The following is a 16,082-nucleotide window of genomic DNA, read 5'->3' on the forward strand; positions in this document are numbered from 1 at the left end:
CTACTTATTAGTCGAGCAAATGTTCAAGCCCATAGACTAGCACATCTATCTTCATAACTTCTGTAGCAGCAAGTTTTACGCCAGACATAAATGATTCACGATGATGGGAATCATGTTTGATTGTCAGCGTTTGACCAAGGCCGCCGAATATTACTTCCTGGTGGGCAACAAGACCCGGGAGTCTGACACTATGAATTTTCATTCCATCAACGTCCGCACCTCTTGCTCCTTCTAATGTTTCCTTTTCATCTGTGTGGCCCTGATGGTGCGATTCACGTTCCTCTTTTATTAATTCAGCTGTTTTAACAGCGGTACCTGAAGGAGCATCAAGCTTTTGATCATGATGCTTCTCAATAATTTCTACATCTTGAAAATGCTTGGCAGCCCATTTAGAAAATTGCATCATTAAGACAGCACCTACTGCAAAGTTTGGTGCAATGACAGTCCCTAGTTTTTTCGTTTCAGAAAGATTTGTCAGTTCCTCCATTTGTTCTTCAGTAAAACCTGTCGTTCCAACAACGGGGCGCACACCATTTTCAAGTGCAAGCTTCGTATGTTTATAGCCAAATTCAGGGGTCGTTAAATCAACAAGTACATCAGCATCTATCTCACTAAGACATTGCTCCGCATCTGTATAGATCACAGCATCTAACGCAGGCAATCCTGCAACATCTTTAACCTTGCTACCATCATATTTCCGGTCAATGCAGCCAACAAGCTTAAAATTATCTTCCTTTTCAATCATCCTAAGGGCTTCCTGTCCCATTTTTCCCCTTGGTCCAGCAACGATCATTTTAATTTGATTCATAGTTGTGTGTCGCTCCTTCTTTACGTGTCCAACGGTCTTTATCACGTGTTTCGATTTTACTCATAGACCTTTCAAATGCTTTAGATAAATCCATATCTAAAGAATTAGCAAAACAGGTAAGCACGAATATTACATCACCAAGTTCTTCTTCTAAAGCCTTCTCCTGCTCTGAAGACTTCTTTTTCTTCTCACCATATTGATGATTAATTTCCCTAGCCATCTCTCCGACTTCCTCTGTTAATCGAGCTTGCAAAGCAAGTGGAGAAAAATAACCTTCTTTAAATTGTGATATGTAATTATCCACACGCTTTTGAATGTCTTCTGTCGTATAAGTCATAGCAAAACGCTCCTTTACATGTTCCAACCTTCCTTACTAAATGGTAGCCAAAAGGGCGGCATTTGACAAATTATTAAGCTTCAACCCATTGTAGCATGGAAATCATTTCTTTATAATGTAATTCGTGTGTAACTTAATTTGGGGGTTGGCATATGAATTTTTTCGGTTTAAAGGTAAAAAATATTTTGTTCATATTAGTAGGCGCAGCCATCTTTTCATTTGGGCTTGTCCACTTTAACATTCAAAATGAATTAGGAGAAGGTGGATTTACAGGGATCACCCTACTGTTTCTCTATTTATTTAATTGGGATCCATCATTAATGAATATTATACTTAACATCCCTGTTCTTATTATCGGATGGAGAATACTTGGACGCAATACTTTTTTCTATTCTTTAATAGGGATTGTCGCTGTGTCTGTATTCATTTATTTATCACAACTATTTCTTATTGAGATTGACCTTGCCTCAGACTTAACGTTAGCTTCTTTATTTGCTGGTGTATTCGCCGGAGTGGGCTTAGGGATTATCTTTAGATATGGAGGGACAACAGGCGGAGTTGACATCATCGCAAGACTTATCCATAAATATTTGGGCTGGAGTATGGGCCGGGCTATGTTTTTATTTGATGCCATCGTTATTTTTACATCAATTGTTACTTATTTAAATCCTATAAAAGGGATGTACACCTTGGTCGCAGTGTTCATCGGAGCCAAAGTGATTGATTTTATTCAAGAGGGTGCTTATGCTGCAAGGGGGGCAACGATCATCTCTGAACACAGTGATCAAATTTCTATAGTAATCAATCAGGAAATGGATCGAGGAGTCACGGTACTAGAGGGAAAAGGTTCATTTACCGGCTCAAAAAGGGATATTCTTTACTGTGTAATCGGGAAAAATGAAATCGTTCGGCTTAAAACAATTATTAACAAAATTGATCCACACGCCTTCGTTGCTGTGAGTCACGTTCATGATGTATTAGGCGAAGGATTCACATTAGACGAGAACAAAAATCCATTACAAGACTAGGAGAAATGTGGCGAACTAATAGACCTTCACGCAAAAACCCCCATTGTTCTATGGTTAAGAACAATGGGGGTTTTATTGTTTTGTATATTTCAAATTACTCTTGATTCATTCCCACAAACATAAACACAAATCTTAGTAATTCAGCCAGGGCAACAAGAGCACCTGCTACATAGGTCATAGCGGCTGCATTAAGAACCTTTTTCGTTTTGCGTTCCTCATCATTTCTTATGGTTCCAGTAGATACTAGCTGTCCCATCGCCCTATTCGAAGCATCGAATTCCACCGGCAAAGTGATGAACTGGAACAACACAGCTGCAGCGAAGAAAATTATTCCAGCTAACGCTAAACCTGTGAAGCCAAGTAGGAATCCACCAATAATTAAGAAGATAGAGATGTTTGATCCAAAGCTTGCAACAGGTACTAATGCACTGCGGAATTTAAGAAACGCATATTCCTCTGCATCCTGAATCGCATGGCCCACCTCATGGGCGGAAACGGCAGATGAGGCCATAGAGCGACCGTGATAATTGTCTGACGAGAGTCGGATCACCTTAGAACGCGGATCATAGTGATCGGATAACATTCCTCTTACTTCTTCAATACGAACATTGAACAATCCATTATCATCAAGGATTTTACGAGCAACTTCTGCACCAGTCATTGATGAAGATGTCGGTACCTTTGAATATTTCTTATATGTCTTTTTAACACGTGATGAAGCCCAAATTGGAACGATTAATAATATCGCAAAATATAGTAAAAAACTGATCATGTTTCGCTCCTCCATCTTAGATGTGTACTGTATTATAAGACCAATTTTAGTCAAAATTCATTAAAAAATCAACTATTAAGCTTGTCGTGCGTTTTCTTTTCTTTTTTCTCTGCTACATATTTTCTTGCACCCACGTAAATGAGTGTAATAAGTATAGTACACCCTATAATCACTGCAGTCCAAATGAACGCATCATAGTTTATTACGGGTGTTTCATCTTCAAGCAGCTTGTCCAGTCGTCTAACTACATCCTGTTGTGTAGCTAACATTTCGCTGTTTCCAAATACAGCCACAGATTGAGTAACGACTGATAATTCTTTTTGATCAAAATATAACTGCAAAGTAGGAAGCAAAGCCTTCCAATTATTAACAAAGGACGCTCTGTCTTGATCTATTTGATCTATTTGATTTATTTGATTACGTAAGGTCTGAAGTTCTTGACGAGCATATTTCTGAGGGTGGTCACTACCCATAGCATTTATAAAGGATAAAAACTTCTCTACTTCCACCTTCTGTTCCTGTGACTGAACGCTTATGATCGGATCGATAAGTTTATTAAACATCTCCTGGTGTTGGTTAGATAAAGTACTAATATATTGTTCCATTTCCTTTTGTCGATTATTCAACATCCTATTCGCCAACTCATATTTTTCGTCATGATATAAGTGACGGTATTGTTCAGTGAATGAACTCCATGTATTGTGCTCAGCATGAATATACTTATGATGACCATTGTTTGGAATCCACAGGCTCAAACTGACAACGAAACATATGAGAATAGCCCGTCCCATCACACTCGTCCCCCTCAAATTCTATCTTACTAAATGTATATGAGAGAGATTCAATATTTAGACCGATTTGATCCGTCGATTTGTCTGAGTAAGAGCGTAACAAACAGCTATGGAGAAAATACTTAACCAAAATGTAAAATAACCAACCGCATTGAGATGTTCCATTATTGCTGGATAAACTGGCATTTGCCCAAACACATAGTCAATTACATCGTTATGAAGCGTCCAAATCGCAGCCACAACAATATGACGCATACGAATTCTATAATACGGGCTGTAAAGTATCCCTTGGATAGCCATAGCGCCGTGGGAAATGATGAGCATATAACTTGTCCATGGAAGCGCTCCATATTCTAAGAAGGTAAGCCCATTCATCACAACAGCCCACACACCATATTTCAATAAGGTAATGACAGCTAGCGCTTCGATATAGGGCACTTTTTTATTTAATAGGAAAAAGCCCAAAAATATGGTGAAAAACAAACTTGCCGTCGGACTATCTGGAACAAAGATAAGAAAGATCGGTTCAGTGACAGCTAATTGATTTTCGTACCAAATATATCCATATATTGTACCAAACAAGTTAACAAGGAATAATAATACAAGAAAAATTCGATTCGTTAATATGTATGAAATCATCGCTCTCATGTATCTACGCACTCCTATAATAAATGAACCGCGCTCTTTCGTATGAGCACGGTTCACTTTACCTTCATTATTTTACTATTCACCAGACCCAGAAGCTTCTCCACCTGAACCTTCTCCGCCGGTACCTTGAGCTTTAATGAATTCAGCTAATTGCTGAAGTTCCTCATCCGTTCCTTTAAAAACTCCAGCAGGCATTTCTCCAATACCATTTTGAGCTATATCTTTTATTTGTTCAACTGACATAGGCGTATCAAGTAATGATGGATAGTTGCCCTGTCCTTGTAGCTGATCTCCATGACAGCTCATACAGTTTTGTTCATATATAGCGTATCCCGGAGCTTCTGTATCTACTTCTGCTTCAACCGCTTCCACGTTCACCGCATATTTTTCTGAACGTGAAGCGTAGTCGGCATGTTCAACAGCCTCATAGGTTAACCAGAACGTAGCAATGAAACCAAGCATCATGAGACTAACGGCAATTGGACGCTTCGATGGACGTCTTCCTGGCCCGCGATCAAGAAATGGTGCTAACAGAAGTGCACCAAAAGCGAGTGTAGGTATAATAATCGCACCGACGACAATAAATTCTCCGCCTGCGTATTGATACTTTAAGAATTCATATAAAAATAAGAAATACCAGTCAGGCAACGGAATGTAACCAGCGTTGGTTGGATCTGCTTGTTGCTCAAGCGGTGACGGATGAGCCGCAGTCAAAATTAGAAATCCAATTAAGAAAACTGCTCCAACCAGCCATTCTTTAAGAAGAAAGTTAGGCCAAAACGCTTCCGTACGTCCAGGGTATTCTGAGTAATCTTTTGGTAAATTGGCTTTTTGTTCAGCAGGAATACGTGAATCTCCGACGAACTTCATCCCTTTTCCCCTATGCACAGCGTTCCCTCCTTTATGTCACTTACATTTTATAGTGGACCGGAAATACCTTGTTTACGGATTAAAACAAAGTGAACAGCCATTAATCCAAATAGTGCTGCAGGCAGGAAAAACACGTGAATGGCAAAGAAACGTGTTAACGTTTGTGCACCTACAATGGATGGATCTCCCGCAAGTAATGTTCTAATTTGATCTCCGATAAACGGTGTAGCTGCGGCAATTTCTAGACCTACCTGTGTTGCAAAATAAGCTTTGTTATCCCATGGAAGCAAGTAGCCAGTAAACCCTAGTCCAAGCATAACAAAGAATAATAGCACACCAACAATCCAGTTAAGTTCACGGGGCTTCTTATAAGCTCCCTGGAAGAATACCCGTAATGTATGTAGAAATAACATTACAATAACAAGGCTTGCACCCCAGTGGTGCATTCCGCGTACGATTTGTCCGTAAGCTACTTCTTTTTGTAAATAATAAACGGACTTCCAGGCATTTTCGATATCAGGCACATAATACATCGTTAAAAACATACCCGACAAAATTTGAATAACCGTGATAAAGAATGTCAAACCGCCAAAACAATAAACAAATGCTGAAAAATGATGGGCTGGGTTGACATGCTCAGGAACTTCGTGGTCGGCGATATCGCGCCAAAGCGGAGTGACGTCTACACGCTCATCGACCCAGTCATAAATCTTTTGTAGCATGAATTACGCCCCCTATCTTGATTGAGTTTCTCCGAGATAAAGCATGTTTTCTTCTACTTTGGTCTTATACACCGGTAGCGGTGCTGTAGGTGGTGTTCCCGGAACATTGACACCATCTTTTGTGTACCGACCGCCGTGACATGGGCAATAGAATTGATTCGGGAACTCTTCATTGGAAGCCCATGCTACTGTACATCCTAAGTGTGTACAGATTGGTGAGAGTGCTACAATCTCGTCATTTTCACTTCTGTACACCCATGCAGTTTTTTGTACTTTGGATTCATACCATGCATCCACTTGTTCAACTTGCCATTCAATACGCTGTGGTTCATTTGTAATTTCTTCAACTGATGCCACGGAATGGAATTCACCGGCAGCTGACGGTGTTAATACAGGATCAATGGCAAAACGAACCATTGGCGCAAGCATTCCAGCAGCCATAAAGCCACCTACACCAGTCAGTGTGTAGTTTAAAAATTGACGACGGGATACTCGTTGTTTATCGCTCATTCTTTTCCCCCCTCTATGCTGTAATCCATGCGACATGGATCGTTTACATACAGTTTACTAGGACATTACTATGATAGCGTAATCTTAAAGCGGGGTCAATAAAATCTCTAGTGTTATCTCAACTTTTACTAGTTACCAATACGCTTGAATTAATTCATTGACTTGTTTCACTTGCTCTTTCACAAAGGACTTCGTTTCGGTAGATTGTAAGTCACCATCAGCTATACCCGGTATCCATAGTAAATGCCCATTTAAATCCGATTCATACTTCTTCCATTTTGCATCAAAGGTAAATAAAAAAACATGTTCAAAAGGCTGTTGTTGAAAATGTTCCACCCATTGGTTCATTCGGGAGATTTCACTTTCATGATAGTTTGTTAAGTAATAATATTCAGGGGCTAAGAACATACGGCCTTTGTATTCTTTTTCAATTAAATTTGTAAAAATCTGATTGAGTTCCCTTTGGAATGCTTCTTTCGTCATTCTGTTATCCGATGCTGGATCAAAAGAAATGATCGGTATCAAGACTGTATCCACATACTCTTTTTCCGGGAGATATTGCTTTGTATCCTGCTTTGTCCATTGCACGTTATATCACTATCCTTTCTTACTTGTCCCTATTTTACTAAAAAAAGTGTAAAAAAGAAAAGCTAAGGGGAAATTCTTCCCCTTAGCTTTTCTTTTGAATTTGTTTCTTTACTTTGATCAATTCGTTACTCAAGGTAATGAATTCTGATTGATCCCCGTTGATCAGTGCGAGATCGATTTGCTTTTCAAGTTCTTTCTTTCTAAAAGTTAGAATGCTGGAAGTTAGCAATTCATCCGCTTCAACTTTATCACGATCGTTTACATAATAATCTTTAGGTAAATAAGGATTATCTTCTAACACGAGGGCATACATTGAACTTTTATGTGCGTCTTCGAAGTTCATTTGTATATAAACAGGCTCATCTTGATTCATTCTAAGGTCATGAAATGACTTCTCTGCATCATTTGTCATCACCTGACCTTTATAAAAGCGAAAAGGTGGGTCTTGCACCCCCTGGGCACTAATCTCCATTCCCCTCGGACACAGTTTAACCTCTTGAACAAAATGGACGTCGGAAAGCAGTGATTCGTGATTAATTAGGTAGTTAAGAATCCATACACTTTCTCTTTTTTTCAATTGGTAATGGTTTAAAAACCAGCGAACAAAGTCCTTTTTTTCATTGACGGAAATAGGTGTTTGCATCGGCGCCCCTCCTGCGCTAATTGATCACATTATTCTTCTTTCAATCGGCTGACAAAGTCTTCTATTTCAGTATCAGTAGGATCGACGGCTAAATATTCTTCTAACACTTTACGTCCTTCATTCATTTTTCCTTCTTCTACTAAGAAATATCCATATGCCTTAAGAAATACATCGTCTTCTTTAAGAGAAGGATAAGCATTCTCATAATGAATGTATGCTTGCTTATAATCCTCGACTTCCTCATAAGCTTTGGCCAATTCAAACAGGTAATAAGGATCTTCTTCACCAAGGGTTATTAATTGATTAATTAAGTCTATGATCGCATCATAATCCTTATCACTTTTATAATTTTCAATTAAGAAAAGTACAGCTTCTTTATAACCTGGATCTAAAGCTACTGCCTCTCTCATTAGTCGATAGCCTTCCTCTTTTTCCCCCGTTTTGTGATACAGTGTTCCCGCCAAGTGATACAGTTCTTTGTTGAACTCATCCTTCGCCAGTCCTTTATTGACCATTTCAAGTGCTTCTTTCGCCATTCCTTCTGCATCATAAGCTTGTGCTAATAAAGGATAGACAGATTGAAAGTAAGGATCTTCTTCAATCAGACGCTCCCATATATTAATCGCAATATCATTTCTTAGAGCTTGGAATGCAACAAATCCATAACGGAACATCACATCTGGATTATCTTCTTCTACCTTTTGGAAGTAATCAAGGGATTGCTCAAATTCACCTGTTGCTGCATAGGCTTCAGCCAATCTGGCGGCTACCTCAATATCACCAATTACTGGCTGATGATGCATTGCATTTTCATAGAAAGGGATACTCTTGTTATATTCCCCATTTGAAAAAGAGAGTTCACCTAACGCAAAATCAATGACCGCTTCGTTTGGTTCTACTTGTTTAGCCGTGAGCAGTTTCTGTTCAGCTACTTCAAACAGCCCTTGTGATTGATAGAGGTCGGCTAGCTGGATAAGAGATTGCAAATAGTCCTCATCTTCTGGACCAAATTGATTGAGAATCTCAATAGCTTCATCGTCTTCTTCTAAATCAATATGAATTTCAGCCATCATTACTTTAAGTTCTTGTTCTTTGGGGTATCGCTGCATCAGTTCCTGTAAGATTGATTTCGCTTCTCCAAGCATCCCCCATTGAATATAGAGCTCGGCAATGGTGAAGCGTTCTTCTTCATCAGCTTCTGGTAAATAGGATTGTAGTGTATTCAATGCTTCTTCCGGCTTCTTGGCTTCCATTTGATGAATAGCTTTGTGAATCTCTTCCATAACGACTCCCTCTCTAGCATTTATACAAAATGTTGATAAATTGAACCTTTATAGTGGATCCCCGGTTCAAGATCTTGTATTTTCTGGTCTACTTGTACGACTCTGCCACGCATAACTGTGATATTCGGAACAGCATCATGATATCTGAATTCAGCGTGATCATCAACCATCAAGCCTTCTTCGTCGTAGTAAAGGTTATAATCCGCAAAGCTGCGATTCATAAATCCACCTTTATACGGGAAGATTCCACTATCCTTTAAATTCGATCTTGATAATGGGGCTTCTGTAAGAGGGTCTGTTAACCTTATGATACCATACCGATCACTTATTTTTACCCATAACTTATCGTGAATCATCTTTCTAATTCTGCGATTTCTGACAAGAAGTGCAAGCGGGATTCTTTTAAGAGCTTGGGCTTGTACGACCCAATCCCATGCTGGCTCATCTAATCCCTGCTCATCCTCTACATCAATGAGAATAAATGGGCAAGATTGGCGGGAAAAATAGCGAACCATCTCTTGTGTTATTGCTAGAGGTGAAATGGTAGGAACAATCATATAATCAATGGGCAGATACCTGAACTGTTCTATAAATTGTTGGTACATCGATTTAAAATGAAAACTTGTTTTAATGGGAAATTGAATAAGGAGAAGGGTACATCCCTTTTGAATATACTGTTGACAGTCTAGGATGGGTGAAGGCGAGCGGCTTAACGGCTTGTCTAAGTCAAGCATAACATGTCCTGGGGTTGCAATGAAGCCTGTGACATCCATTTGCTTAAAATCGTTGATCCATAATGTTCGTTTCGAGAAGCGTTGCTGATAAACAGAAATTTGCCGAGTAAGGGCTTGATTGCCCTTGAGAGTATGAACATTAAACCAATAAGCTCCCATACGATAACCTCCAAAAAGGCTTTTTATATCGTATGAGAGCAATCACTGTTCTATGAAAATTATTTCATAATACGAGATAAATGTTCAAAAAAGTTGGGATAAGAGATATTAATACAATCCTTATCTTCAATAGTCACGTTAGAATCTGTTATTAGTGATGCGATTGCATTCATCATTCCAATACGATGATCACCGTAAGAATGAACGACTGCCCCTGTTAAAGGTGTAGGCCCGTGAATGATTAAACCATCATCCGTCGATTCAATGTTAGCTCCCAGTGCTATTAAATTTTGGGCAACGGCCGCAATTCGATCTGTCTCTTTCACACGTAGTTCCTTAGCATCTTTAATGACCGTTGTCCCTTCTGCTTGTGTCGCTGCTAATGCTAGAATAGGAATTTCATCGATTAAGTTAGCAATGATATCGCCTTCAACTGTCAGCGCTTCCAGTGGGCCTGATTTTACTGTAACGTCACCGACAGGTTCATGACCGACATAAGTTTGGTTGGAAATGGCAAGGTTGGCCCCCATCCTTTGTAAGGTAGTAATAATTCCATCTCTTGTGGGATTTAAACCTACGTTCTTTATGGTCAACTCACTATCTTGGGTTAGTAATCCAGCAACGAAAAAGAAAGCTGCTGAAGATATGTCGCCAGGTATATGTAAATCTGAGGCCATCGGCTGCTGATTACCAGGAACAGTGATCACATTTTCATTTTTGTTTATTGTAATTCCGTACTGTGGCATAAGCATTTCTGTATGATTTCGAGTGATTCCTCTTTCATAAACCTTTGTTTCCCCTTCTGCCAGCATCCCAGCTAGCAATAAAGCCGACTTAACTTGAGCGCTCTTCACATTCATTTCTATTGTTACACCTGATAACTTCCTACCTTTAAAGGCGAGCGGCAACTGTGTGGCTTCCGTTCGGCCGTATATATGTGCGCCCATCTTCTCAAGAGGAACAACGACGCGGTCCATTGGACGTTTAGCTAACGACTCATCCCCATAAGCAACAGTGAACAGTGGTAAACCCGCTAATACACCACTCATTAAACGAGCAGTAGTTCCTGAATTACCAAAATATATAGGTGCTGCGGGTTCTGTTAAATGTTTAATTCCCCGCCCATAGATCGTTAACTTATCCGCCTCTTGATCAATTCGGACTCCTAGTTTTCTAAAAGCCTCTACAGTGCGTAGACAGTCTTCTCCAGTTAGGAAGTTATACACATATGATGTTCCTTCTGCCAACGATGAAAAAATAACAGCACGGTGTGAGATAGATTTATCGCCTGGTACTTGCAATGCGCCATGTAAACCCTTGGTAGCTGGTTGTAATTCAATTGTCGTCATACAGCGGCCTCCTTAATCCTGAATCATCACTTCATATCCTTTATTAAGCAGTGATTGATAGCTGGCTTGTTGTTCCTTCCCCGTCTGAAAACTAATTCTAAGCACACCTGTTATTCCCTCTCTTATTTCAAGTATACGAATATTTTTGATACTAATCTCTTTTTCAGCTAGTAATTTAATAACCTTATGAATCGCGCCTGGTTGGTCATGAATATCTACATAGACATCGTAAAAGGCAGGAATAGCCCCCTTTTCACGAATAGGTAAGCCATCACGATAATTTTTTGCTTCAACTAAATACTGATAGGTGGACTGAGCTTCACCATTTTCAAGCAACCGCTTCATATGTTTCATTTCTTCGATCCAATCCTCAAGCATATGAATTAACAGCTTTTTGTTTTGAAAAAAGATATCCTGCCATAGTTTTGGGTTGCTTGAAGAAATTCTAGTAATATCTCGAAATCCTCCCGCAGCCAAGTGCTCAAGCGTCGGATGAGTTTTCTGCCATTTTTTAGCCTGATGGACGAGTGATGACGCGATCAGGTGTGGGAAGTGGGAAATCACTGCCGTCATTTCATCATGCTCTTTTGTCGAGAGCGTTAAGAATCTGGCTCCTGTTTTTGAGAAAAGCTCTTGAAGAACGGAAGCATCGGCGGAATTCGCCCCCTTAGCCGGCGTTAACACAAAAATTGCATTTTCGAATAAATGCGGCTTTGCAGCAGTATATCCTTGTTTATGGGAGCCCGCCATGGGATGGCCGCCTACGAATGAAACCAATGGATTTGTAAGCTCCTGGGCAGCCTGCAAAACTTGACTCTTAACAGAGGACACATCTGTGACGAGTAAAGGTTTATCTAGTCTTAAATCATTCAGCTGTTTTACATACTCGATCGTTGTTGATATCGGCGTAGCGAGAACTAACACGTCAGCTTCTTCAACACCCTTTGAGAACTCTTCCACCTGCTCATGAATGACACCTTGTTTCTTGGCGATGGCAAGTGTTTGGGGATCAGGGTCCATCCCGGTGATCTTTACATTTTTTTGTTTGGCTACATTCATTGCCAGTGATCCGCCAATTAACCCCAACCCGACAAAAAATATCGTTTGGCTCATTTAAGAATGCCTGCAAGCTTTTGTTGTATTTCCTGTTGAACAATCGCCATATCCTCTTTATCACCAATTGTCAGCCTGATGGACTGAGGAATACCAAGTGCTTCCCCAGCACGAACAATAAATCCTTTACTTAACAAGTGTTCAAACATCTCATCGCCACTAATAGGTAAATGAATAAGAACAAAGTTGGCTTCTGATTCGTAGTAACTAATCTGGTTTTCATCTAAGAATGACATAAGCGATTGTTTGTTTTTGGCGTTTTCGGTTGTTGTTTCTTCTATAAACGACTGATCATCGAGGGCGATGATCGCTGCCGCTTGTGCAATCGTCGAAGTGTTAAAGGGTTCTCTTGATGGTTCAAGTATGTGAATTAAAGGTTTTGCTGCAACACCATAACCAATTCTAAGACCTGCTAAGCCATATGCTTTTGAAAATGTGCGGAGCACGATTAAATTCTCATAGTTCTGTAAAGCTGCGATGGAATCAAAGTAATCTTCCGTTTTCATGTATTCATAGTACGCTTCATCAATAACAACCAACACATGAGATGGGCAATTTTTCATAAATTCACTAAGAACGTTGTCATTAATATGTGCGCCTGTAGGGTTATTCGGTGTACATAGCCAAAGAACGCGCGTATGTGCATCCACCTGCTGAAGCATTTCGTCAAGATCATGATGGCCATTGTTCAATGGAACCTCTCTCACTTCAGCCCCTTCAATTAACGCGTTGTGCCGATACTGAGGGAAAGTAGGTGCGGCCATAACCGTATTCGCTCCAGGCTCTAAGAAGGTACGACAGATGACTTGTACGATCTCGTCAGAGCCATTACCAAAAATGAGTTGTTCCTCATCCACATTTAAAAAGCCGGCCATCTTTTTGCGTAATGTCGCTGCATACCCGTCAGGATATTTCTCAAGCTGGGTAATTAAATCCGGTAGCTGCTTCTTTACTTCTGAGGAAAAGCCAAAAGGATTTTCATTGGAAGCTAGCTTAACGATCCGGTCAAGATTATGCTCACGCTTGACTTCTTCAATTTGTTTGCCCGGTTTATATGGGGTCATTTGTTTTAGAATTTCTTTTGACTTCATAAAAAACACTCCTCCTTAGCTTCTTAAATCTGGTCTCAACTGTTTGGCATTGTAATGATAAACATGTTGAATTTGCTCTTGTACTCGAGAGGTTTCAACTGTCACCATCACACGAATACAGCGGGCTAAACTATTAGGAACAGGGATTTCCTGCATACACATTACTGGTACATGTGTCCAACCTTCAAGCTTTCGTAACGATTTTGCTGGGAATGCTCCATCTAAATCAGCTGTGACAGTAAAAAAAACAGACGTCACATTTTCCGCCTTTATATCATTTTGCTTTATAACAGCCAGCATTAACTCATGCGCTTTTTCAATAATCGCTTCCCCATCATTTTTATCTACGGTTGTAGCTCCCCTAACTCCTCTGATCAACGATACGTCCCCCTTCTTTTTGAACAAAATCATTAAGTGACTGGATTAATTCTTGATCAGTCAGTTTGATGACAGTTGGTGATCCTACTTCATTTAATAAGACGTAGTGGATTGAATTTTCAAGCGTCTTTTTATCCAATTTCATTCTTTTTAAGGTGGCTTCTACATCAATACGGGCAAGCAAGTGTAGTGGATAATTGTTGTCGTCAAGCCATTTCTGATATTGGGAGTATGGTAATTTGGCAGCTAATTTTACCTGACTTATCTTCATTGCAAATAACATTCCGATGGCCACCGCCTCTCCATGTGTTACCTCGCCATAACCAAATTCCGCCTCAAGGGCGTGGGCTAAAGTATGGCCCAAATTTAAATGCTTACGCACACCTGTCTCTCGTTCGTCGGATTCGACAATTTGAGCTTTTACACGAATACCTGATGTGAGGTGATCAATTAAATCATCCTCTTCTATCGATTCAAGAGAGGTATCCATTAAGTGTTGAAACCATTTTGAATCACTTAGTAATGCATGCTTAACAACCTCGCCATACCCGGATCTGACTTCCTGTATTGATAAGGTAGTGATTGTTTCTGTATCGTAGATGACTTGTACGGGACTATAAAAACTTCCGATCAAATTCTTCCCTTTGTCATGATTTATTGCTACTTTGCCACCTACACTGCTGTCATGGGCTAAGATCGTTGTTGGCATTTGCAAAAAGTCGATTCCTCTTAGATAGGTGGCAGCCACGAATCCTGCTAAATCACCGATGACCCCTCCGCCAAGAGCTATGATCAGTGAACTGCGATCAAGTTGATCTTCCAGACAGCGATCGAGTAATCCACTGTAGCAGATGACACTTTTCGATTGTTCCCCTGCTGGAACAATCTCCGAAGAAACCACTGTATCACTTCCAAAAGCAGCAACAACATCTTTCAAATATAACGGAGCGACACTAGAATCTGTAATAACCAACACTTTGGAATAGTTATTTTTTAATAAATCAGATAGTTGATGCCGTAATCCAGCCCCTATATTAACCTGATAGTCATTTGAGGACGATCGAATCGTTAATGTAGTCATTTAGAAGCTGCGAACCTCCTTGCGATAATCATCTACTGCACGCTTAAGACGCGGAAAATAGTCAGAAGGAAATTCTTCCGTAATTGCTTTAGCAAGCTCAAATGCAACGATGTGTTCCATAACAACAGAAGCTGCCGGGACCGCACAAGAGTCAGAACGTTCTATACTCGCTTGGAAAGGTTCTTTTGTTTCGATATCAACACTTTGCAAAGGTTTATATAACGTAGGGATCGGCTTCATGACACCTTTTACAATAATAGGCATCCCTGTCGTCATTCCACCTTCAAAACCTCCTAGGCGGTTTGTGCCACGGTAATAGCCACGTTCCTCACTCCATAAAATTTCATCATGGACTTCACTGCCATTCTTTCTAGCCGCTTCGAAGCCAATACCGAACTCTACCCCCTTAAAAGCATTGATACTCATCACACTTCCAGCAATTCTCCCATCTAATTTACGATCATACTGGACATAGGATCCTAATCCCGGCGGCATCCCTTCAACATATACTTCTGCAACCCCACCAATCGAATCTCCTTCTTTTTTAGCTTGGTCAATCGCTTCCATCATTTTATTGGCTGCTTTTTCATCAAACGTACGGACTGGAGATGCTTCTGATATAGCTGCACGTTCTTTGAGCGATAGACTTTCATCAACATCACTGACAATGCCAGCGATCTCACGAACATAGCCAGCTACTTCTATTCCAAGTTCACGCAGCAAAATTTTCGCAACAGCACCTGCCCCTACTCTAGCTGCCGTTTCACGGGCTGACGAACGTTCTAACACATTTCGCATATCCCTGTGACCATATTTCAAACCACCATTTAAATCTGCGTGACCAGGTCTTGGCCTCGAAATTGTCCTTCTCACCTCAGCATCGTCAGCGAGTGGCTCATCCCCCATTATATTGCGCCAGTGCTTAAAGTCATCATTATGTACAACTAGCGAGATTGGTGAGCCAAGTGTGTACCCGTGTCGGACACCGCTCGTGATCTCTACTAAATCTTTTTCAATTTGCATTCTCCGGCCACGTCCATGTCCTCCTTGTCGACGAATCAATGATTCATTAATTTGATCTGCAACAATAGGAAGATGTGATGGTACCCCTTCGATAATTGTTGTCAATTGCTTCCCATGTGATTCTCCAGCTGTTAAATAACGCATAGATGACGAC

Annotated in this window: 19 protein-coding genes; 1 reads left to right on the top strand and 18 read right to left on the bottom strand. The window is 40.3% G+C overall.

All coding sequences use genetic code 11. From position 1 onward, the window contains the following. Window positions 1-7: 7 nt before the first annotated feature. Window positions 8-808 (bottom strand): 4-hydroxy-tetrahydrodipicolinate reductase, encoded by an 801-nt coding sequence (gene dapB / locus MUO14_RS00705; RefSeq protein WP_244753176.1) that lies wholly within the window; start codon window positions 806-808, stop codon window positions 8-10. Next, the gene (locus tag MUO14_RS00710) at window positions 795-1,145 is read right to left on the bottom strand and encodes a nucleotide pyrophosphohydrolase (protein WP_244753177.1); all 351 of its coding nucleotides are present in this window, start codon (window positions 1,143-1,145) and stop codon (window positions 795-797) included. The genes dapB and MUO14_RS00710 overlap by 14 nt, the downstream gene beginning before the upstream one ends. A 152-nt stretch (window positions 1,146-1,297) precedes the next feature. Between MUO14_RS00710 and MUO14_RS00715 the strand changes: the two genes are divergently transcribed. Beyond that, entirely contained in the window at window positions 1,298-2,173 is an 876-nt protein-coding gene (locus tag MUO14_RS00715; protein WP_244753178.1) for a YitT family protein, read from the top strand. A 94-nt stretch (window positions 2,174-2,267) separates the two neighbouring features. On the opposite strand, the gene MUO14_RS00720 is transcribed toward MUO14_RS00715, so the two are convergent. The 16 genes from MUO14_RS00720 to aroC form a co-directional block, all read right to left on the bottom strand. Further along, window positions 2,268-2,945 (bottom strand): zinc metallopeptidase, encoded by a 678-nt coding sequence (locus tag MUO14_RS00720; RefSeq protein ID WP_244753179.1) that lies wholly within the window; start codon window positions 2,943-2,945, stop codon window positions 2,268-2,270. Window positions 2,946-3,013: 68 nt separating this feature from the next. After that, window positions 3,014-3,736, bottom strand: a complete 723-nt coding sequence (locus MUO14_RS00725; protein ID WP_244753180.1) for a sporulation protein YpjB — start codon at window positions 3,734-3,736, stop codon at window positions 3,014-3,016. A gap of 57 nt (window positions 3,737-3,793) precedes the next feature. Next, complete coding sequence (locus tag MUO14_RS00730) at window positions 3,794-4,384, bottom strand: lipoprotein heptaprenylglyceryl N-acetyltransferase LhaT (RefSeq protein WP_244753181.1); 591 nt, start codon at window positions 4,382-4,384, stop codon at window positions 3,794-3,796. A 75-nt stretch (window positions 4,385-4,459) separates the two neighbouring features. Beyond that, window positions 4,460-5,272: a menaquinol-cytochrome c reductase cytochrome b/c subunit gene (locus tag MUO14_RS00735; RefSeq protein ID WP_244753182.1), complete on the bottom strand. Its 813-nt coding sequence runs from the start codon at window positions 5,270-5,272 to the stop codon at window positions 4,460-4,462. A gap of 29 nt (window positions 5,273-5,301) precedes the next feature. Then, entirely contained in the window at window positions 5,302-5,976 is a 675-nt protein-coding gene (gene qcrB / locus MUO14_RS00740; protein WP_244753183.1) for a menaquinol-cytochrome c reductase cytochrome b subunit, read from the bottom strand. Window positions 5,977-5,988: 12 nt separating this feature from the next. Next, a complete protein-coding gene (locus MUO14_RS00745) occupies window positions 5,989-6,486 on the bottom strand; it encodes a QcrA and Rieske domain-containing protein (protein WP_244753184.1) in 498 nt (165 codons plus the stop codon). 132 nt (window positions 6,487-6,618) lie between these two features. Continuing rightward, complete coding sequence (locus tag MUO14_RS00750) at window positions 6,619-7,074, bottom strand: DUF2487 family protein (RefSeq protein WP_244753185.1); 456 nt, start codon at window positions 7,072-7,074, stop codon at window positions 6,619-6,621. Window positions 7,075-7,156: 82 nt separating this feature from the next. Next, window positions 7,157-7,717 carry a ReoY family proteolytic degradation factor gene (locus tag MUO14_RS00755; RefSeq protein WP_244753186.1) on the bottom strand — a complete coding sequence of 187 codons (561 nt, stop codon included), beginning with the start codon at window positions 7,715-7,717 and terminating at the stop codon, window positions 7,157-7,159. Window positions 7,718-7,746: 29 nt separating this feature from the next. Continuing rightward, window positions 7,747-9,000: a tetratricopeptide repeat protein gene (locus MUO14_RS00760; RefSeq protein WP_244753187.1), complete on the bottom strand. Its 1,254-nt coding sequence runs from the start codon at window positions 8,998-9,000 to the stop codon at window positions 7,747-7,749. A gap of 20 nt (window positions 9,001-9,020) precedes the next feature. Further along, window positions 9,021-9,893, bottom strand: a complete 873-nt coding sequence (locus MUO14_RS00765) for a hypothetical protein (protein ID WP_244753188.1) — start codon at window positions 9,891-9,893, stop codon at window positions 9,021-9,023. Window positions 9,894-9,952: 59 nt separating this feature from the next. Next, window positions 9,953-11,242 carry a 3-phosphoshikimate 1-carboxyvinyltransferase gene (gene aroA, locus MUO14_RS00770; RefSeq protein WP_244753189.1) on the bottom strand — a complete coding sequence of 430 codons (1,290 nt, stop codon included), beginning with the start codon at window positions 11,240-11,242 and terminating at the stop codon, window positions 9,953-9,955. 12 nt (window positions 11,243-11,254) lie between these two features. Then, a complete protein-coding gene (locus MUO14_RS00775; RefSeq protein WP_244753190.1) occupies window positions 11,255-12,355 on the bottom strand; it encodes a prephenate dehydrogenase in 1,101 nt (366 codons plus the stop codon). Then, window positions 12,352-13,446 (bottom strand): histidinol-phosphate transaminase, encoded by a 1,095-nt coding sequence (gene hisC, locus MUO14_RS00780; protein ID WP_244753191.1) that lies wholly within the window; start codon window positions 13,444-13,446, stop codon window positions 12,352-12,354. The genes MUO14_RS00775 and hisC overlap by 4 nt, the downstream gene beginning before the upstream one ends. A 15-nt stretch (window positions 13,447-13,461) precedes the next feature. Then, on the bottom strand, window positions 13,462-13,824 hold the full coding sequence (aroH, locus tag MUO14_RS00785; RefSeq protein ID WP_244753192.1) for a chorismate mutase: 363 nt from the start codon (window positions 13,822-13,824) through the stop codon (window positions 13,462-13,464). Next, window positions 13,808-14,905 carry a 3-dehydroquinate synthase gene (gene aroB, locus MUO14_RS00790; protein ID WP_244753193.1) on the bottom strand — a complete coding sequence of 366 codons (1,098 nt, stop codon included), beginning with the start codon at window positions 14,903-14,905 and terminating at the stop codon, window positions 13,808-13,810. Before aroB ends, aroH begins: the two co-directional genes overlap by 17 nt. Further along, window positions 14,906-16,072, bottom strand: a complete 1,167-nt coding sequence (gene aroC / locus MUO14_RS00795) for a chorismate synthase (protein ID WP_244753194.1) — start codon at window positions 16,070-16,072, stop codon at window positions 14,906-14,908. It abuts the gene before it with no gap. Window positions 16,073-16,082 lie beyond the last annotated feature (10 nt).

Source organism: Halobacillus shinanisalinarum, assembly GCF_022919835.1.
Lineage (GTDB): Bacteria > Bacillota > Bacilli > Bacillales > Halobacillaceae > Halobacillus_A > Halobacillus_A shinanisalinarum.